Below are 19473 nucleotides of genomic sequence, written 5' to 3'. Positions count from 1 at the left end.
CGAATAGGTCGCTGGATGAGTCATAAATGCTGAGGTGTTATGCGGATTTTTGGGTACAAAAAAAGCGCTTAGACCAGTAATCTAAGCGCTTTTGATGTGCCTTGCGGCTCTTTTAGCGGAATGGACGGGACTCGAACCCGCGACCCCATGCGTGACAGGCATGTATTCTAACCAGCTGAACTACCACTCCTCCCGTTTGGGGTTGCAAATATACAAACCTTTTTGATCTACACAAATTGTAGAACTTAAAATTAAAAAAGGTTAAAACACAAAAAAGCCCTACTTTTCAGTAAGACTTTTGGCGGAATGGACGGGACTCGAACCCGCGACCCCATGCGTGACAGGCATGTATTCTAACCAGCTGAACTACCACTCCTCCGTTTGGGTGTGCAAATATACAAACCATTTTATTCTACACAAATTGTTTTTTCAAAAAAGTTCATTATTTTGAAAATTAAGCACTTTTTGCGCGGTGCGCCTTTTTTGGTTGCTGTAAATTACTGATATTCAACATTAAATCAGGAAATCACAAAATATAAATCCTGTAGAAATTTAATAGTAGTTAATTCACTTCAAAGCTAAAATATTGGCTTGCGATGTCACCTTGTAACGTAACCCCTTGTACAATTCCTATATATTTCCCTGTTTGATCAGACGTATAAAACGACAACTGATTTTTACCAGCGGCTGAAGTATTGATATCCGGCCCCCAATAAAGCAGGTTTCTGAAATCGGGTAACCTGTTTTTTACTGACTGTTCAGTGTCATATACCGGAGAATAAAACTCACGTTGTAATTGCAGACCTTCATAATCGAGCACTACTGCCTTTGGGTCTATTTCAACACCGCCAAGATCGCCCTTATAAGTTGTAAAGCTTAAGATTCCTTCGTAAACAGATGGTCCCCAATAATACCGGTACGGAACATCTTCCAGCTTACGAACTTTCAACGGATCAATACCCATAACCTTATCTATGTTAAAAACAGGCACGTCGTCAAGCATCACTAAGGGGTCGCCATCTAAAAATCCATTACCATTCAATACTTTGATGTGATACCGTTTTTGCGATCTGTTAACCCAAACCTCCTTTACATACTCTCTCAATACCTCTTCCATTGTAGTAAAACGGGTATAGTTATCCAAAAGGTAGGTTTTATAGGGGTGTATAAAAACCCGAACTATCAACCTGCGGCTCATAAAAGTGCTTGATCTTATTGCCTAAATAAATATTTTGAACCTGCGTGCTCAGGCTTCGTTCTTCAATGGCACTTTGCATACCCCGGGTTAGGTTAAATTTTAATATTGGGGATTTTGCGAATTGTTCAGAAAAAGGGCTTAAAATATCAATATGATAGGTGGTATCCCGTTCTGAATTGGTTTGAACTACTATTTCGCCGGGACCATAAAGTTGTCTTGTATTAAAAATCAACCTGCCTGTCGAATCGCTTTTTGCGGCATACAGCTGTACCCGTTTTCCCGGGACACTTAAATAAGCTACTACATCTTTGGCAATACCACCGGTTTGCGTATTGGTTATTTTACCGGCAATCAGGTGCCCGTCATACTCTGGCAAAAAACTAAATGCCGCCTGTTTATTACCAAATACATTATCCCATTGAAACCTTCGCCACCCTTGTGTTAGCATGAGGTTATCAAGGGCCGTGTCGGCTTCAGCATCGGAATTTTTGAAATAGTAGCCTGGCGATTCAATATTTCCACGTAAATCTGACTTGAGCCACAGATAGCTGAATATTTCGCCGGCATCAATATTTTGCAATGAATCAATCTTATAAACCGACATTGACAGGTTAGCAGGTTTTACGCGCCCCGAAAAATCTTTGGCAGCGATGTCCACACTTACCTTTTTACGACGGGTATATGAAGGCTGATCAGCGGAGGCCTCGATAATGAGGTTCTGTTTGGGACGTTTAAAATAAAGCCTTTCGCACACGGGTTGCCTGGCGCTATTGAAAATTGTTAAGTGCGACACCCCTTCGCCCAATTTAGCTTTATCAAGCGTAAAAATGGCAGCACCGCTATTAAAGGGTGCTGCCATACCGGCTTTAACCGATTGGCCTGTATGAACAAACAGATATAATTCGCCAGCTTCAACGCCGGCTCCTTTTACTGTGATCTCCACATGTGTGCTACCTGCATCTTTTACAGCCATTACGTAACCCCGACTTTCAACGGCAGGTAACTCTTTAGTAACAGCCGGGGTATTGCCCGATTTAATAACAGCCGTATAAACATTCCCGGCTATCGGGGTGAATAAAAAGCTGCCAATACCAAATTTCAATGGCCGGAAGCGCGCTACCGTATCGTGCTTCTGATCAACAATAAAACCTCTGCATTCACTTAAGCCTGTAGCGTCTGATGCTGTAAGCTTAAAAGCAACTTTACTGCTAATACCCGCAACAAGGTTCCCTCCTTCCGGGAAAAACTGAACATCGTAGCCCGGTGACTGTGCTTTAGTTATGGCTTCGGGAGATTTTAGAGGATTAATAATGGTTATATTCTTTTCGAAATAATAATCAGGACTGAAATTTTTCATCCAGTTGGTATATGCCCTTAATTTATAATTCCCGTTACTTGCCGATACGGGGATATAAACAGAGCCGCTACCGAGGCCGTTTTTTATTTCTATTTTAGTTTGTATTATGGCATTTTGCTTGTTGTCTAACACATCAACATATACAACTTTGCTAAGACCAAGCGGCTTATGATAAGTGGCGTCAACGTTATATGCCTTAAACCATAAGATTTCGCCGGTCATATAGGCGCTTTTGTCAGTATGTACAAAAATCTTTTCCTGTACAGTACCCTGATAGTATTTGGTAAAGCTGTCGGAGATTTGGCTTATAGTTTGTGCCACCCCGTTCAATGACAACAGTAACATGCCGGAAATCATCGGAACCATAGCAAGTTTTTTAATTTCATTCATAGCCAAACCTTATTGATTTATTTTCATGGCATCATTCATAAACTTTTTTATCTCTCTATCCAAAATGAGGGGGTTTGTACTCGTCCCCTGATCCTGCAATCGGTACATTCAATTGATGAATAAGTATAACCTATTACGTTCATTTTCTCGGTTATATCAAGCACAGGTATTGAATTACCATTAATTATGATGCCCAGTACATCATTTTGTTTGGTTTTGGGATTAAAAAAGAGTGCAGTATCAAGGGGACCGCAATCATATGGATATGTAGGCGCCCAATCGCGAGGGAGATCGGCATTATCAATAAATACCCTTTTCGATTGAATGTTGGTTACACTTATATAGCCAATAACAGGCTCAGCCAGATCTTTAAGATTGTGGATATTCCCTGTTAACTGCGATGGCTGGGCGTCAAATATACTTCCTAACTGCTCCGTGTTTTTCTTCATGTTTTCCCAAAACTGGTAAGCTTCCTTAGTTAAGGCATATTGCTTTAGTAAAATGGAATAACGGGTTTCTATTTTCTCGGATGTTGAAGCTATGGTTGTTACCGGCTGCTGATATATTACATCTTGCGACAGCTTAGCTGATGATCCTATCACTATGGTGCTTGATTTGCTCCCCGCGAAACAATAATAGCTGCTTTCACTAACCGGCCGAAAAACAACTGCCTTAAGCACCTGGTCAACCATGTATGCCGACTGATATCTTGAATGGAACCGCCAGGTTTCATCATAACTCCAACGATAATAACGGGTGCTATTTGCGGCATCGTGCGTATTCACATAAATCTGCACGTTGTTGTTTTTAATATTAAATCCTATGCTGTCAATAGGTTGTGTCTTTTTAACCACAACATAATCTGATGCATATTCTTTGCTATCTCCTGTAATAATATGCAATCGATATTTTTTGAGGCATCCAGATTAAGCGCCGGTATAACATAAGTCCCACTTCCCCGGGGCGTAAGTGAATATGCTGCTCCCCCTTCGGCTTCAACAGATACCGCGCAATTATCAACTCCGCTTGTGCTTACAGTGCCCGAAATTTTAACCGTTCTGCTTAATTTTATTATAGTTGAATCGCTGCCATTGTTTATCACCCCTTCAACAACCAAGTAATGATTAGGCGAATCCACAATTTTAGGATTATATGGCTTTTTGCAAGTACTGTAAATACCTGCCAGCAACAATAAAATCAATATGTATCGTTTTCCTTTCATCTCTTTCTGTTAAAACCTGATATTGTAATTAATAAATGGAATAGGTTTAGCAAATATGGATAGCTTATATCCGTTAATGGCCCCGCCCTGTTCGGTAAAGAATGTTGAGTATGCGTTTTGCCTGCCGGTTAAGTTATATACACCTATTGTAAATGAGTTGTGTGTTAACTGATGTACCTTATGGTTCCCCTCTATGTTCATTGAAAAATCCGACCTGAAATAATCCGGGATGCGGTATTGGTTCCTGTCTGAATAAAATACCCGTTCGGAACCACCATATTCATACTTGGCAATAGGTAGCGTAATAGGACGGCCTGTGCTGTAGGTAAGATTTAAGGAAACGCTGAACCTATGTGAAAACCTGTAGTTACTAATAAAATTAAAAGCATGTGGCTTATCAAAATTTGCAGGATAATAAGCCCCTCCATTAATCAAATCGCCTGCGTTAGGATCATTTTGTCTTAAAAACGTACGCGAATAGGTATAGCTGATCCACCCATTGGCTTTCCCGGTGGCTTTTTTAACTAAAAACTCAACCCCATATGCCTTCCCCTGTGTACCTACCACATCTGTTTCAATATGATGGTTTAATACCAGGTTGGCTCCGCTCTTGTAATCAAGATAATCCCTTAACCGTTTGTAGTAAACCTCGACCGACGTTTCAATAGTGTTTGATTTTAAATTATGATAAAGGCCTAATGATACCTGGTCGCCATATTGAGGTTTGATATTAGGATCGCTTAGTTGCCAAACATCAGTGGGAGATATGGCTGTTGTGTTTGATAACAGGTGAATATACTGCCTGAGGGTGTTATAGCCGCCCTTGATCGATAGGTTATCGCCCAGTTGATATCTGGCCGAAAGCCTGATTTCGGGCCCCGAATAAGTTTTAATAAACTTACCACTCGCGTAATAGGTACTATCCAACAGGTTGGCGCTTGTTTTAGGCAGATTAGGCGCATAATTATACACCGTTTGCGGCCCCAGGAAATTGTAGATTGAATACCTTACACCGCCGCTTATCGACAGGTCGTCGGTCACGTCAAACTTGTCGCCCAGGTATAGGGCGCTTTCCAGGGCCTGTTGTGTAGCGATAACATCAGGAGCTACCAATGATTGGGCGCCAAGAGGCTGAAAGTTGCCTGGATGGAGCTTATAATAAATGGAACTTAGCCCAAAATCGACAGTATTTTTGCGGTTAAGGTAATAGGTAAAATCCGTTTTAAAATTACTCTGGTTAATATCAAAATTCAGCTTGTAAGCATTTACCGGGTTACCGGCGCTTGAAACATCATATTGGTACTTGTCTATCCCGGCCGTAATAACACTGAATAGTTTGTTATTAAAATTATGCTTCCATTTTAGGTTGATATTCCTGTTGCTGTAACTGTAAGCAGTATCGCTATTAAGCCTGAATTTATCTTTGCTTATGTAGCTGGTTAGATACAGGTTGTTTTTATCATCAATCTGGTGGCTTATATCCAGGTTAAGATCATAAAATGAAGCCGAACTGTGTTTGTAGGCATCGGGCAGGAGCTTAAGGAGCCAGTCGGAGTAAGTGGTACGCCCCCCGAATGAAAACGAGGTTTTATTCTTGATGATAGGCCCTTCAACGTTAAGCCTGCTGGTGATTAAACCAATGCCAGCCGAACCGGTAAATTTCTTTTTATTACCCTCACGATTGGTAACATCCAACACCGATGATAAACGCCCGCCGAACCTTTCGGGAATACTGCTTTTATATAATTCAATATCCTTAACTATATCAGGGTTAAACGATGAAAAAAAGCCGAAGAAATGCGAGGGATTATAAATGGTGGCGTCATTCATCAGGATGAGGTTCTGATCGGCCGAGCCGCCACGAACGTTAAAACCCGTGGTAGCCTCGCCTACCGATTGAACGCCGGGCAGGGTAAGCACCACCCTTAAGATATCGGCCTCGCCAAATACCGTAGGTACTTGTTTTATGCTTTTAATATCAAGCCTGTTCACCCCCAATTGAACATTACGCACGTTAGCCACTTTCTCGGCAGAGATCTTTACTTCTTTAAGACTGGTTACCTGTTCCTGCATCTCAATGATGATCTTACCGTCCGAGTAAAGCATGATCTGCCTGCGGGTATCGCGCATGCCAATGCCCCTAACGCTTAAAACCTGCCTGCCTTTGGGTAATTTGATAGTGAAATAGCCAAACTGATCGGTAGCTACACCCGTTTTGGTATTGGTTACATATATGCTGGCACCTGTTACAGATTCGCCCGATTTAGCTTCCTTTACATATCCCGAAAGCGTTGCCGTACCCGCCTCAATAGTGTTGGTTTTGATCCCTATTTCGTATAGCTTATTTTCGGTTGTTGCTTCGGGTATCTTTTTATCTTTATCAAGATCAGCATTAGCCAAGGATACACTCATATTTGCTGCAGTTGCATTGGCAGTTGTAATGCCAAAATAACCTACCGCCAGCCCGGTTTGTATTTCGCGCCCTTTAGTTAAAAACACCTGCTGTTGTTTGGTTATGGCGAAACTAAAACCGGTGTTTTTAAAAGCCTGGCTCAATATGGTTTCAATAGGTTTATTGGTTGCTTGCATAGTTACTTTCAAACTATCAAACTGCATGGCGTCGTAAAAAAATGAAAGCCTGATTTTGCTTCCAGTTCTGTTACAAACTGCTCAATAGTAGCTTGTTGAAAGTTCACGCTGATTGATTTTACCGGACCCTGCTGGGCCTGGCACAGTTTAATTAAAATCAAAAAACAGAAACTTAAAAAGTAAATTTTTTTCATCCGGTTATTTTATTTCCTGCCTTACACATTTAATTCTATATCATTTTTTGCCTTGTTATTAAATAATAGGCACACCACATTAATTTGTTAGATGATCATAATAAGTAGTTACATCCACTATAGCCTGTTCCTGATTTTCGCGAAAGTCGATATGATTTGCTTTTATATATTGCCGCAACTCCTTCTTTTTATCCTTAAAAATATCTAACAGTCCGCCCTTTCCGCTAAAACTGAAATAGTTATCCCCTTTTTTAACATAATAGTCGCTTGTTTCGCTAAAAAAAGATTCGATGGTATTATTTCCCGTGTTGGTTTGGATGCTCTTGGCCCTTTTTACAATGATCCCGATCTTTTTTCCCTGGTATAATTGATCATAAAAACCGGTAGCAAGGCGGGCCTGGCCTGTCGAATCGGTAGTAATGCGTATAAAATGATGGTTAAGCAGCCAAAACTCCGGCACACGCTCGCTTAGTAATGAAATTTTGGTAAAGTGGTTATAAAGCAGTATAACCACCAAATCTTTATTCAGATCATATAACATCGGGACATCGCGATAAACCGCGGTCCCGTATTTTACATCTCCAGCCGTAAATAACTTATTGTCAAAAACATATGCATTACCTTTTATTATGGGATCATAAAACTCATATTCGGGCCCATTATATAGGTGTGATTGTTGACCTATAGTAGTGTGATAATTAGCAATTACGAGGTCTAAACCCGTGCTATCGGTGCCCGCTTGTGCAGAAACGTGACCGTTTGCCGTTGTGCCCCAGGTGATAACTAAGGCCAGGAGTGATTTTTTTAACATTTAGGTTTTTATAAAAACGGAATTTACATGACTTTCACTTAATTACCAAGTGTCTTTCCCTTAATACGCTAAAGCAAGTGTATTAATCGTGTTACATAAAAAAGCGACTGGGGGACTACAACGTACTATTACGAATGAGCTAAAACAAATGCAACAACCATTGTTAAATAATTGCGTATTACGCAACTAAATTATCTCCCCTCTTCTGTAACAACCGCCCCCTGTCATCGTCTTATTTTTGTGTAGGCAATTTTACAATATCACCTCAATAAAACATCTACCTTAGATTAAGCGTTTACTTGCCGGCTTGTCTTCGGCTCAATACCTGCAGCGCCGCGCAAACCCAATAGGCTACACAGGTTTTACCTAAAAATAACACATACTAAAATGGCTATTAACTTACAAAAAGGGCAGAAAATTGATATCGGCCTTTCAAAAATGACAGTTGGTTTGGGCTGGAACCCGAACGAAGGTACAGGTTATGACTTCGATCTTGACGTATCGGCTATCATGATCGATGTTAACCGACTAGTACCCCAGGATGAATTTTTTGTATTCTATAATAATGTCGACTCGCCCGAGCAATCTATACATCATACCGGCGATGACCCAACAGGCGGTAACAGCGATGGAGGCGATGATGAATCGATCACTGTTGATCTGACCAAAGTAGATGCCCGCATCCAGGAGATCCTGTTTGTGGTAACTATTCACGAAGCACAAGCCCGCCGTCAAAATTTTGGCCAGGTACGTGACTCATACATTCGTATCTTAGATAATCAAACAGGCGCCGAAGTTTGTAAATATGAGCTGGGCGAGGATTTTTCTATCGAAACAGCAATCGAGTTTGGCAGGCTTTATAAACGCGGTGGCGCCTGGAAGTTTGAAGCATCGGGCGTTGGTTACAAAGAAGACCTAGCTTTCTTTTTAAGTAAATATTTCAAAGGGCAAATAATCAAATAAGGCAATGGCTATAAATTTGGTAAAAGGTCAAACAATTGACCTTCGTAAAAATGATAAAGGCGAAAGTTTCGACCTCTCCTCGGTAACTATTGGTTTAGGCTGGGACGTTAGGAAAAGTAATGGTGGCGGCTTTTTAGGCAAGCTGTTTGGCGGTGCCGAAGAAGCTGAATATGATTTGGATGCAATAGCGTTTTTGTTAGATAAAAACGGCAAAGTGGCTAATCGCGGTTATGCCAAGCAAACTGCCAATGGCCGTACCATTAATATGTTTGAGGGTGATGTGATCTACTTTAATTCTATGCGACATCCCTCCGGCCACATCTGGCTAACGGGCGATAACCGTACCGGGGCGGGAGAAGGTGATGATGAGCAGATCATCGTAAAGCTTGATTCGCTCGACCCTAAATATGACCGGATCTTGTTCCTGGTAGCTATTTACCAGGGGCGTAAAAACAATCAACACTTTGGCATGGTGGAGAATGCTTTCATCCGCGCGATTGACAGCCATGGTAAAGAGATCGCTAAATTCAGTCTTTCCGGCGATTCAACTTACAACGGCATGTGTTCCATGACCTTTGCCGAAGTCTATCGAAAGGATGATACATGGAAATTCCGTGCCATCGGTGATCCGCATAGTACTGATAGCCTTTCGGAATTACTTCGGAACTATTAACATAAAAACATGTCATTGCGAGGAGGAACGACGAAGCAATCGCACGTAAGCATAGCCGCTCTGTGTAGCAAGCGATTGCCACGCTACGCTCGCAATGACATTTTGGTTAAGTTTAATTCTACCTAAACATAAATGTACCAGCACTATTCATTTGATCTGTGGCTCACGCTGATCAAGTCAAACCCATACTTTAAGATAGAACGCACTAAGATCTTTCACCGGGATTTTAACCCAGGCGGTAAAAGCATTGACGATGTGGCAAGGGCTTTCAGGCAGGTTGACCTCATGTGCAATGCCGTGAACGAACGTACTGGTAAAAACATTGATGCCGATGAAATGTACCTGATGGTGATCAGCGCAATTAATGATAACCAGTATCCGCTTGCCGATGTTAATATAGATAAGCTGTATGCCGACATGGAAACCCTGCTGTTTTACTATCTGCCGGTGCTTTACTCACCTGTAACAATTGAAGTGCTGCAGCATCTAAAACAAAAAGGTGATTGCTCATTGAGTATTTTAAGTAATACAGGCTTTATAAAAGGACAAACGCTCCGCAAGGTGATGGTTAAATTGGGGTTGGATACTTTCTTTAACTTTCAGCTCTATTCGGACGAGGAGGGGATGTCGAAACCAAACGGGGATTTATTTAAGCTGATGGTGCAAAAAGTTAAAGAGTGTAATAAACCAAAGCAGATAGACCGGTCAGGTATAATACATATAGGCGATAACCCGGCGGCAGATATAGCGGGGGCTAATGATGCAGGACTCAATAGCCTGCTCATCAATTCAAACAACTTATCCATTTTAACCTTATTAAGTGTATGAAAGCTACCTACTCATTACATCATATCAACAGCGCAACACATTTTGGTTTCGATGCCGATGATTACAGTCGCTTTAAATTTGGCGATGGCGAGGTATCCCGCTACTTCGGCACCGAGCTGGCCGATGGCTTTATCATCGAAATCTTAACTAAACAGCCAATAGAGAAACAGATCGTAGTGATATCGAGCCCCTACTCGTTTATCCCAACGGCTACGTTTGCCATGAAAAACCACTTTGTGTGCAGGCTTAACCGCTGGCTGGCCCATCATGGTTATCCTGTTGTACAGGAAACCAAGGTTCATCGTACCATAACCTATAAAGAAGATTACGGCGAGCTGGATGCCGAGCAAAGGATCAATTTAATAGGTAACGATTCGTTTCATATTGATAAGGATTTCCTTTTGGGCAAAACGCTGTTATTTTTGGATGACATCAAGATAACCGGAAGTCATGAACGCATGATCATGAAAATGGTAGACGAGTATGGCTTACAGAACGACATTTACATGCTGTACTTTGCCGAACTGGTGAACAAAAACATACACCCCAATATAGAGAACTACCTCAATTATCACCATGTTAAAAACATCTATCATTTAAATGATATCATTAAGGGCACTAATTTTTGCATCAACACCCGCATAGTAAAATATATTTTAAATTACGATCACGAAAGTTTTTGCATCTTTATACAAGATCAAGACAGCAATTTCATAAACTTGCTGTATGATATGGCTTTGGGTAATGGTTATCATACCATTGAAGCCTATACACCTAACTTAAACTTTATTAAACAAAACCTATTAATAAACAATAATAAACTAATTCAGCATGGCAATTAACTTGCAAAAAGGCCAAAGGGAAACTATTGGTGCCCCTAAATTTACGATAGGCCTTGGTTGGGATACAAACAGCTCATCAACAGGCTCGGCTTTTGATTTGGATGCTTCGGTGTTCATCATGGGCGATAATAAAAAAATACTGGCCGACGAATTTTTCGTTTTCTATAATAACTCAAAGTCTCCGGATGGTGCTGTTGAGCATACCGGCGATAACCTGACCGGTGCAGGTGACGGTGACGATGAGCAGATTATTGTCGACTTGTCAAAGATCGATCCGCGTGCTACTGAAATCTGCATCGTGGTGACTATCCACGAAGCCGAAAGTCGCCGCCAAAATTTCGGGCAGGTGCGCAACTCTTTCGTCCGCATTTTTGATTCAGCTACCAATACCGATATTTTGAAATACGAGCTGGAAGAAGATTTTTCGATAGAAACTGCCGTTGAGTTTGGCCGCATCTACAAAAAAGATAATAACTGGAAATTTGAAGCTGTAGGCGTAGGCATGAAAGGTGGCCTGCAGGATTATTTAAACAAATACAACTAAACATATGGCTATCAATCTTCAAAAAGGGCAACGGATCAGCCTCGAAAAAAGTAATGGCAGCAAATTGCAAAATGTATGTGTTGGGATAAACTGGGGCGCGATAGAAAGAAAAGGCCTATTTGGCTTTGGCACTACGAAAGAGGCCGTTGACCTTGACGCCAGCTGCATTTTATATAACGACAGCAAACAGCTAATTGACGTGATCTACTTTGGTAACCTGCGTTCAAAAGATCGCTCGGTTAAACACAGCGGTGATGATCTTACCGGTGACATGGCAGGTAACGACGGGCTGGATAACGAAGTGATTACCGTTGATTTTGCTACGCTTAGCCCAACCGTAAGCTATGTAGCCTTTGTGTTGAACAGCTTCCGCGGCCAGGATTTCGGCAGCATTCCATTTGCATCTATCCGAATTTATGAAGGTACGCCAACCCGCGTTAACGAAATCTTCGCTACTTATGATATTGCGCACAGCAAAGATTTTGCGGGCCATGTATCCATGGTGATGGGTGTTTTTTACAAAAAGAACGGCGAATGGAAATTTAACGCCATCGGCGAACCAACCCGCGACCGTAAATTGGAAGAAACAGTGAAAACTGTAACCGCAACCTACTTGTAAAAGTTTAATTCATTGATCTTAAGTATTAAGCCGGGTGGCGCTTAAGATCAGCTAATTAAGTACTACTAAATCATTAATAATAAGATTATGGAAAGTGCACCAAACAATGATGAACTAAATCTGAATATACCACCGCTGATCACTCCAACCAATCTGGATCTTCCGGCGGCAGCCGCACCAACCGGCAATGTGCCTATGAAGGTGGATAAACAAGGTAATGTAAACCTTGACGCTATACCAAACCAGGATTTGCAAAAATACGGTGAGATGGGTAAGGACATCAACCCAGCTGATGTTAACTCGATACTGAACTACGGCGTTGAGATACAAAACTCCATGGAGAAATATAGCAATAACTTCCTTACTTCGGTACGTACCTATAATTCAGGCGAAGTAGGCGGGCTGATTAACGAGTTGCTTACCGAACTTAATTATATTGATGTTGATGAGCTGAACCAAAACGCGTTTACGTCATTCATTTCACATATCCCTTTTATGAAAAAGCTGGTGGTTGATACCAAAAAGCTTTTCCAGAAATACGATACCGTGGTTAACAATATTGATAAGATCACCAATAAGATCAAGGCAGGCCGTGTTAATTCGTTAAAGGATAACAGCTCGCTGCAAACCATGTTTGACAGCAATGTTACCTACATTAAACAAATGGAAGACCTGATCATTGCTGGTCAACTCAAGTATAATGAGCTTAACGAAAAGCTGGCAGTGATGGACGGTAACCCAACGGCTTACCAGGATTATGAAATTGCCGACCTGCGCGATTTTGTGAACCGTTTGGATAAACGCCTTGCCGATTTAAAGGTAGTACGCTTTATCATGATGCAATCGCTGGCACAGATCCGTGTGGTGCAGAACAACAATACCACCATTGCCGAAAAAGCACAGTCTATTGTATCAACCACAATCCCGGTTTGGAAAAACCAGCTTACCATTGCTGTAGCCCTCAACCGCCAGAAAGAGAATGTGGAGATGCAGAAAAAGATCTCGGATACAACCAACACCATTTTACAAAAGAATGCCGAAATGCTGAAACAAAACAGTATTGATGTAGCCCGCGAAAATGAGAAAACGGTAGTATCGTTAGACACACTGAAAAAGACTACTTCATCACTTATTGAAACCCTTACCGAGGTAAAACGCATTCACGACGAAGGCACAGCCAATCGCCGCACATTGAATACTGAGCTTCAAAACCTGGAAACAGAATTGAAGAAAACGGTAACGAGCGTGAGTTAAAGAGCCTCACCCAACCCTCTCCAACGGAGAAGGCATTAATGCATTGGCGTCATTGCTTCGTTCCTTTACAGCAATGACGCTTTTGTTTTATACCCGTTCTCTCTCTACCTCAACCTGCCTATTCCCATACTTGTTTATAACCTCAGCCAAAATCAAATTAGGCACCCAGCTGAAAAAGGCAATGATGAGGTAGTTATTATGAAAGTTTACGCCGTTACCCAAAACAGTAAACAGCCAGATATAAAACCGCAAAGTAACCGCGCCGAAAGCCAGCGCATAACTCCGGTTCATCATTTTAATATGATCATCAATTCGCCCTTTCTTAACCAATAAAAATGCCGCCAGGGTAAAGGCCATCCACAATGTATTCTGAAGTAAAAAAGATATAAATACGCCTGTACCCCGGTTTATAAAAGCGTCATGATATAAGCGCCCGGTGCCGCGAAAAACAGCACGCCGAACACATACAGCTTTCCCAATGTCCGGTGTAGGGCTTTGTTATTATATACTTTTTTTGAAAACTGGAAAAAACCGGCTAACAGGATCACGCTGCTGCCTATAATATGGCAATAAAAAGCAGGCAGGTACCATCCGGTTTCAACGGCTTTTTGTTTGATATGCAGAAAATAAGAATCATGATTAAAATCCCAGTACTGAACAAACGTACCGGCGCAGAGTACGAATACCCAAAAAAAGGCAAAGTATCCCAATATGCGGGTTGTAATGCTCATTTAGCGGCAAGTACATTTGGTTTTATTGACGGTAAACCTTTTAGCCTCTGATCTATCCACTGGATGTTATACTTATCTATCTCGGTTAGCGAATCCTGAACGCTGAGGTTTTCTGATTTATAGTGTCCGTAAAATTGTTGTTCGAACATTTCCGTCCAGCGTTTGTCTTTAAACTTATAATTATAATCGGCATAGATTTCGTTTTTCATATACCTCAATACTTCGGACGAAATTGGCCTTCCGACTGAAGTTTTATATTTTCCATTATCAAGTTTACCATAAACATAACAGCCATTAATAAAATGGTCGTCTATTTTTTGGTATTTAGTAAAAGCAAATACCCTTTTGGTATTCATGGCCTCTTTTACTTTACCATTTTCAATTTTTAAAAGGTGAAATATGGGTAATTCATCAATAAAGGTGTTATTATAAAGTTCGATGTTAGCAGTGGTGGTTACTTTTACCTCCAGCAGCGAATCGCTGATAGCGTTGATATTATACTCATTGCAGCTTCCGCTTAATTCGCTACCACCTTCTTCGGAGTTAATTTCAGTGTTAATTTCATAGCTATAAATCTTGTTGTTTTTGTTATCTATCAACACCATATTATTGGTGTCATAGAATTCGGAACGGCCTCCAATAAAGTAATCGCGGATAGAATAATAAGCACTTTGCAGCCAACTGTTGTTTTCTGTGGATATTTTTACTGGCAACGCCTTCGCTTTTACTATATACTGTGAACTTGTTGCTACAAAGTCAACATGGTTTCGCAGCGGATTTTTAAACTCCTGAATCTTTCGGATCAACCCAAGGTCAACAAGGTAAGAGGAGGTATATAAATGCTGCCGTGCTGCTCGCGCGAGTTAAACTCGGTGATATCACCGGCCGGGCTTTTGGTCAATGTAAATGAGTTTGGTTGCTTAAGTTTTGAAAACAGCTCACTGATTTTAACCTCGGCTTTTTCGGACACAGAAAAGTCGTTTTTTAACCAAAAGTACTCATCGCCTTTTCTTAATGCGGCAAGGTTTTCGGTGTCATTAACCGGAAATATCTGGTCATATTCAACGGGAATTACAACTTTGCCACTAAGGTCGTAAAAACCCCGCTTACGATCTTTTTCAACTTCAATAAGATCAGGGAACGTGCCGCTGATGTTATGAATAAGGTCATATTCAGCAGGGATTACTTCTTTATAATCGGGTCCGATTAATCCCATTTTATATATTTTGGTAGTATCCTTCATTAAGTTATAGTAATCCCATTTCCCCTTTACTACATAAAAATATGTCTGTTTCTTTAAATGGGTAAACCATATTACGCTATCATATTTAGCGAATAAATTGCCTGCATCTAAGAATGCTTTCAATGTTTCCGGGCTGTAAATTTCTTTATCTGTATATTTTTTCGTCCACGCGGTATTACGGTAAGCTATATAATCACTCATGAAATTACGAGCATCTGCCTGGTAGATGCTGAGTTTGTTTTGCTCGTTTTTTTGAATGGTAAAAGTTATGCCCGAATGCCTTGTATCCAGATGTTGCTCGCTAAAGGTAACAGGAACAACAGCTGTGGCGAGTTGAGGATTGATCTGCGTAATTTCGGCCTGCTCTACATTCAGCTCTATGTTAAAAGATACATCCTCTTCGTCGCTTTTTCGCTGTTTGTTGATTAGGGTTGTTATTAATTTATTTATAGGTTCAGATGCTTGCTTATCGGCAAAATAACTCATCAATGAATCCCGATTGCCTTTTATAACCTGAGCTTTGAATGCTTTTAAAAAGTTGCTTATTTCATTGCTGCTGGTCGACGGTTTGGATTTTCCACGGAAAATAAAGTATCCGCCAACAGTTAATACAATAACAGTTATCGCAATAATGATGATAGGTTTAGTTTTCATACAACCAAGATAATGCATTTTTTGAAATAGTAGAAACGAGCCAAAATACTTAAAATTAGACCAATAAATATTACTTATATTACATAATAACCATATAGTTAAAATCTATATAGCATCAATTATTAGTATTCGGGAGGCGGTTTAAAATTTTTATATTTGCATAAACATTAAAAGAAATATCAAAATATGTTAACGATAGGACAAAAATTCCCCGAATTTTCTAAAACAGCAGTAGTAAGCCTTGAAAAAGGTAAAGAGTTTGAAACCCTTACTTCTGAGTATTTAACCAACGATGACAACGTTTGGACTGTAATGTTCTGGTGGCCAAAAGACTTTACTTTTGTTTGCCCTACTGAAATCGCCGAATTCAACAAAAACTTTGGCGAATTCCGCGACCGCGAAACCCGTTTGATCGGTGCTTCTACCGACTCTGAATTTGTTCACGCTGCCTGGAGAAGAGATCACGACGATCTGCGCGATTTGAAATTCCCTATGCTTGCTGATACTTCAAAATCATTAGCTGAAGATTTAGGTATTTTGGAGCCAACTGAAAAAATCGCTTACCGTGCTACTTTTATCGTTGATCCACAAGGTATCATCCGTTGGGTATCAGTTAACGACTTGAGCGTTGGCCGTAACGTAAAAGAAGTATTACGCGTACTTGACGGTTTACAAACTGACGAACTTTGCCCTTGCAACTGGGAAAAAGGTCAGGAAACTTTAACTGTATAATTATACAACAGATAAACGTCCCCGTACTGTATTTCGGTGCGGGGATTTTTTACACCCTTTTTTAAGCTAAGGAAAAGCCAAAAGCGGAAGGCTAAAAGCCTAATGCTGAAAGTTGTTTTTTATATAGAGACGCATAATTGCGTCTCCGTAGGACAAGCCACATTGCATGGTGTTTAACCTCCTTAATTTGCATACAGGAGACGCAATTATGCGTCTCTACAATAAGAAAATTACCCCAAAAAATGAACGAAAGTACCGAAGTGATCCAGGAGATACTTGAAAGTATCGGATTAGATAAAAATTACCGCACAGCCAGCCTGAGCCTTTTAGAAACAGGCGAATCACGCTATCTGCGCGACCTTAAACTGAACTTTACCAGCACCCTTACTTCTGCACATCTAACTAATAAAGAATGCGCCTTGCTGGGTTTGGCTACTGCTGTAAACAATAACAATGTTCCGCTTACCAACTTCTTTACCAAATACGCTAAAGAAAACGAAGCTACCGATGCCGAAATTGCCGAAGCTGTAGGTTGCGCCTCATTGCTGGCATCAAACAACGTATTTTACCGTTTCAGGCATTTTACCCAAAAGGAAAAGTACACCCAGATCCCGGCACGGATCCGTATGCAACTCATGATGAAACCGGTAACCGGTAAAGAATTTTTTGAACTGGCCAGTTTGGCTGTATCAGCCATTAATGGCTGCGAAATGTGTGTAAACGCACATGAGGATTCGCTTATAAAATTAGGCACCACCGAGGAGCGTATTTTTGATGCCGTACGTATAGCATCATTAATTACCGCTACAGGTAAAGTTATATTTTAACAAGCTTAACTTATTTTAACAATGAAAAAGGCATGAAATAATAAAATTTCATGCCTTTTTCATAAATAGTATTTTATTGCCCAATAAAATTTGCGTTTATTAATTAAAATCCAGTAAATTTATACCTTAAGATTAAACAAACCCCGGTCGCAATATTCAAATATGTTGTTTATGCGGGAGGAGTTACTTAAATTTTAATTGTTAATTTTTTTGGGGAAAGCCGTTCCGGTAATAGTGGAACGGCTTTTATTGTTTTAGTGCGAATCGGCAACAGCTTTCAGCTTTTTGAACGGCTGAAGATAAAGCAACGGTATCGAAAATAACATCACCAATCCCGATATCCAATAAGCATCATCATACGTTAACAACAATGTTTGCCTGGTAACCATACCTTCAATAGCCTGGTATGCCATATGGGTAGCATCAATCATTGATTTGCCTTTGGCCATAAATCCCTGGGTAAGCATGTGTAAACGGTCATTAAACGGATTGTTATACGGATTGATATTTACAAGCAGATTATTGCGGTGCACACCCTGGCGTATATGGATGAGGGTGGTTAATGTAGCAATCCCGAACGAACCGCCCAACTGGCGCATCATATTGTTCAAGCCCGATCCCTGGCCCAGTTCAGGACCTTTCAAATCAGCCATGGCCAAAGTAGTAAGCGGCACGAACAATAAAGCCATACCCACACCACGGATTAATAACGGTATTAACACATCCTTTTCGCCGGTAGCCAGTGTCGAATTGCTTAACATATGTGTAAATACATAAAAAAGGAACATGCCCGCAGTAGCCATAAACTGGGCTGGTATGCCCTTATTCAGCATTTTGCCTATAAACGGCATCATTACAATGGTACACAAACCACCGGGGAACAACAGCTCGCCTGTTTGCTGGGCATTAAAACCAAGCAGGTTTTGACAAAACACCGGGAACACGAATACCGATCCATACAAACCAAACCCGAGTATGAAGGATGTGAACATGCCCACGGCAAAACTTCGGTGCCGCAGAATGCTGAAGTTTACAATCGGGTGCTCGGTACTCATTTCGCGCCAGATGAATAATATGGTACCTAATACAGCCGATATAGTTAAAACCAGGATGTATGGCTTAGCAAACCAGTCTTCACTTTCACCTTTTTCAAGTACGGTTTGTAAGCTGCCTACTGCAATAGCCAGCAAGATAATACCCCACCAGTCAACAGGTTTGCCTTTGGCATCCTTGGGTGTTTCCCGCACGAAGGTGTACGTACAAAACGCCGCCAGCGCCCCCACCGGGATATTTACGTAAAAGATCCAAGGCCATGAGTAGTTTTCAACTATCCAGCCGCCAATGGTTGGGCCTACAGTTGGACCTACTACCGCTCCCAAACCAAATAGCGCGGTTGCAGTACCTATCTGCTCACGGGGCCAGGTTTCAAGTAATATGGCCTGGGCTGTCGAAATCAGACCACCGCCGGCTATACCCTGAATAATCCTGAACAATACCAGCTCATCCATGCTGTGCGCGTTACCACATAAAAAGGATACGATGGTAAACACGATGATAGATGCCATGAAATAATTTTTACGCCCAAAACGGCCGCCCAGCCAACCCGACATGGGCAATATGATCACGTTTGCTACCGCATACCCGGTAACTACCCAGGCCACATCCTCAAGGGTTGCGCCAAGGTTACCTTGTATGTGAGGCAACGCTACGTTAACGATAGTGGTATCTATCAGCTCCAGTAATGAGGCTGTGATCACCGTAATGGTGATGATCCACTTTTTAAAGCCAGTTTCAGCCATAAT

The 19473-nt window shown here is 41.1% G+C and carries 20 protein-coding genes and 2 tRNA genes; 9 read left to right on the top strand and 13 right to left on the bottom strand.

All coding sequences use genetic code 11. The features are described from left to right. Window positions 1-116 precede the first annotated feature (116 nt). The 8 genes from ACQ86K_RS00775 to ACQ86K_RS00740 form a co-directional block, all read right to left on the bottom strand. Window positions 117-190 (bottom strand) — tRNA-Asp (locus ACQ86K_RS00775). 109 nt (window positions 191-299) lie between these two features. After that, a tRNA-Asp gene (locus ACQ86K_RS00770) sits at window positions 300-376 on the bottom strand. A 186-nt stretch (window positions 377-562) separates the two neighbouring features. Then, window positions 563-1144: a hypothetical protein gene (locus ACQ86K_RS00765; RefSeq protein ID WP_431199556.1), complete on the bottom strand. Its 582-nt coding sequence runs from the start codon at window positions 1142-1144 to the stop codon at window positions 563-565. Window positions 1145-1154: 10 nt separating this feature from the next. After that, window positions 1155-2945 (bottom strand): hypothetical protein, encoded by a 1791-nt coding sequence (locus ACQ86K_RS00760; protein WP_431199555.1) that lies wholly within the window; start codon window positions 2943-2945, stop codon window positions 1155-1157. Between the two features lie 47 nt (window positions 2946-2992). Then, window positions 2993-3799 carry a DUF4249 domain-containing protein gene (locus ACQ86K_RS00755; protein WP_431199554.1) on the bottom strand — a complete coding sequence of 269 codons (807 nt, stop codon included), beginning with the start codon at window positions 3797-3799 and terminating at the stop codon, window positions 2993-2995. Beyond that, the gene (locus tag ACQ86K_RS00750) at window positions 3766-4167 is read right to left on the bottom strand and encodes a DUF4249 family protein (RefSeq protein ID WP_431199553.1); all 402 of its coding nucleotides are present in this window, start codon (window positions 4165-4167) and stop codon (window positions 3766-3768) included. Before ACQ86K_RS00750 ends, ACQ86K_RS00755 begins: the two co-directional genes overlap by 34 nt. 9 nt (window positions 4168-4176) lie before the next feature. Further along, window positions 4177-6783, bottom strand: coding sequence for a TonB-dependent receptor (locus ACQ86K_RS00745; RefSeq protein ID WP_431199552.1), 2607 nt, complete (start codon window positions 6781-6783; stop codon window positions 4177-4179). A gap of 246 nt (window positions 6784-7029) precedes the next feature. After that, window positions 7030-7761 carry a hypothetical protein gene (locus tag ACQ86K_RS00740; protein ID WP_091172906.1) on the bottom strand — a complete coding sequence of 244 codons (732 nt, stop codon included), beginning with the start codon at window positions 7759-7761 and terminating at the stop codon, window positions 7030-7032. A gap of 387 nt (window positions 7762-8148) precedes the next feature. On the opposite strand from ACQ86K_RS00740, the gene ACQ86K_RS00735 reads away from it, so the two are divergent. The 7 genes from ACQ86K_RS00735 to ACQ86K_RS00705 all read left to right on the top strand — a co-directional run bounded on the left by ACQ86K_RS00735 (window position 8149) and on the right by ACQ86K_RS00705 (window position 13484). Further along, window positions 8149-8724, top strand: a complete 576-nt coding sequence (locus tag ACQ86K_RS00735; RefSeq protein ID WP_091172910.1) for a TerD family protein — start codon at window positions 8149-8151, stop codon at window positions 8722-8724. Between the two features lie 4 nt (window positions 8725-8728). Continuing rightward, the gene (locus ACQ86K_RS00730) at window positions 8729-9397 is read left to right on the top strand and encodes a TerD family protein (protein ID WP_091172913.1); all 669 of its coding nucleotides are present in this window, start codon (window positions 8729-8731) and stop codon (window positions 9395-9397) included. A 132-nt stretch (window positions 9398-9529) separates the two neighbouring features. After that, window positions 9530-10225, top strand: coding sequence for an HAD family hydrolase (locus ACQ86K_RS00725; RefSeq protein WP_091172917.1), 696 nt, complete (start codon window positions 9530-9532; stop codon window positions 10223-10225). After that, window positions 10222-11067, top strand: a complete 846-nt coding sequence (locus tag ACQ86K_RS00720; RefSeq protein ID WP_091172920.1) for a phosphoribosyltransferase family protein — start codon at window positions 10222-10224, stop codon at window positions 11065-11067. The genes ACQ86K_RS00725 and ACQ86K_RS00720 overlap by 4 nt, the downstream gene beginning before the upstream one ends. After that, window positions 11057-11611: a TerD family protein gene (locus ACQ86K_RS00715; protein WP_091172923.1), complete on the top strand. Its 555-nt coding sequence runs from the start codon at window positions 11057-11059 to the stop codon at window positions 11609-11611. The genes ACQ86K_RS00720 and ACQ86K_RS00715 overlap by 11 nt, the downstream gene beginning before the upstream one ends. Before the next feature lie 4 nt (window positions 11612-11615). Then, window positions 11616-12230 (top strand): TerD family protein, encoded by a 615-nt coding sequence (locus ACQ86K_RS00710; protein ID WP_091172925.1) that lies wholly within the window; start codon window positions 11616-11618, stop codon window positions 12228-12230. 87 nt (window positions 12231-12317) lie between these two features. Next, on the top strand, window positions 12318-13484 hold the full coding sequence (locus tag ACQ86K_RS00705) for a toxic anion resistance protein (RefSeq protein ID WP_091172928.1): 1167 nt from the start codon (window positions 12318-12320) through the stop codon (window positions 13482-13484). Between the two features lie 87 nt (window positions 13485-13571). On the opposite strand, the gene ACQ86K_RS00700 is transcribed toward ACQ86K_RS00705, so the two are convergent. Genes ACQ86K_RS00700 through ACQ86K_RS00685 form a run of 4 tightly spaced genes read right to left on the bottom strand, consistent with a single transcriptional unit; the run spans window position 13572 to window position 16112 of the window. Next, window positions 13572-13871: a DUF2306 domain-containing protein gene (locus tag ACQ86K_RS00700; protein ID WP_256337521.1), complete on the bottom strand. Its 300-nt coding sequence runs from the start codon at window positions 13869-13871 to the stop codon at window positions 13572-13574. A gap of 20 nt (window positions 13872-13891) precedes the next feature. Further along, window positions 13892-14215 carry a DUF2306 domain-containing protein gene (locus ACQ86K_RS00695; RefSeq protein ID WP_091172934.1) on the bottom strand — a complete coding sequence of 108 codons (324 nt, stop codon included), beginning with the start codon at window positions 14213-14215 and terminating at the stop codon, window positions 13892-13894. Continuing rightward, complete coding sequence (locus ACQ86K_RS00690) at window positions 14212-15021, bottom strand: YARHG domain-containing protein (protein ID WP_091172938.1); 810 nt, start codon at window positions 15019-15021, stop codon at window positions 14212-14214. The genes ACQ86K_RS00695 and ACQ86K_RS00690 overlap by 4 nt, the downstream gene beginning before the upstream one ends. Beyond that, on the bottom strand, window positions 15018-16112 hold the full coding sequence (locus ACQ86K_RS00685; protein WP_176844545.1) for a WG repeat-containing protein: 1095 nt from the start codon (window positions 16110-16112) through the stop codon (window positions 15018-15020). The genes ACQ86K_RS00690 and ACQ86K_RS00685 overlap by 4 nt, the downstream gene beginning before the upstream one ends. 186 nt (window positions 16113-16298) lie before the next feature. Between ACQ86K_RS00685 and ACQ86K_RS00680 the strand changes: the two genes are divergently transcribed. Together ACQ86K_RS00680 and ACQ86K_RS00675 are read left to right on the top strand one after the other, a co-directional pair. Continuing rightward, window positions 16299-16844, top strand: a complete 546-nt coding sequence (locus ACQ86K_RS00680; RefSeq protein WP_091172945.1) for a peroxiredoxin — start codon at window positions 16299-16301, stop codon at window positions 16842-16844. Between the two features lie 242 nt (window positions 16845-17086). Next, window positions 17087-17671 carry a carboxymuconolactone decarboxylase family protein gene (locus ACQ86K_RS00675; RefSeq protein WP_091172949.1) on the top strand — a complete coding sequence of 195 codons (585 nt, stop codon included), beginning with the start codon at window positions 17087-17089 and terminating at the stop codon, window positions 17669-17671. Window positions 17672-17925: 254 nt separating this feature from the next. Here ACQ86K_RS00675 and ACQ86K_RS00670 read toward each other — a convergent pair whose 3' ends face one another. Then, window positions 17926-19470, bottom strand: a complete 1545-nt coding sequence (locus tag ACQ86K_RS00670) for a DHA2 family efflux MFS transporter permease subunit (RefSeq protein WP_090535020.1) — start codon at window positions 19468-19470, stop codon at window positions 17926-17928. Window positions 19471-19473: the final 3 nt, after the last annotated feature.

The sequence above is a fragment of the Mucilaginibacter sp. P19 genome, assembly GCF_050632265.1.
Lineage (GTDB): Bacteria > Bacteroidota > Bacteroidia > Sphingobacteriales > Sphingobacteriaceae > Mucilaginibacter > Mucilaginibacter gossypii.
Note: the sequence above shows the minus strand (reverse complement) of the source record. Positions and strands in the feature narration are given on the sequence as shown.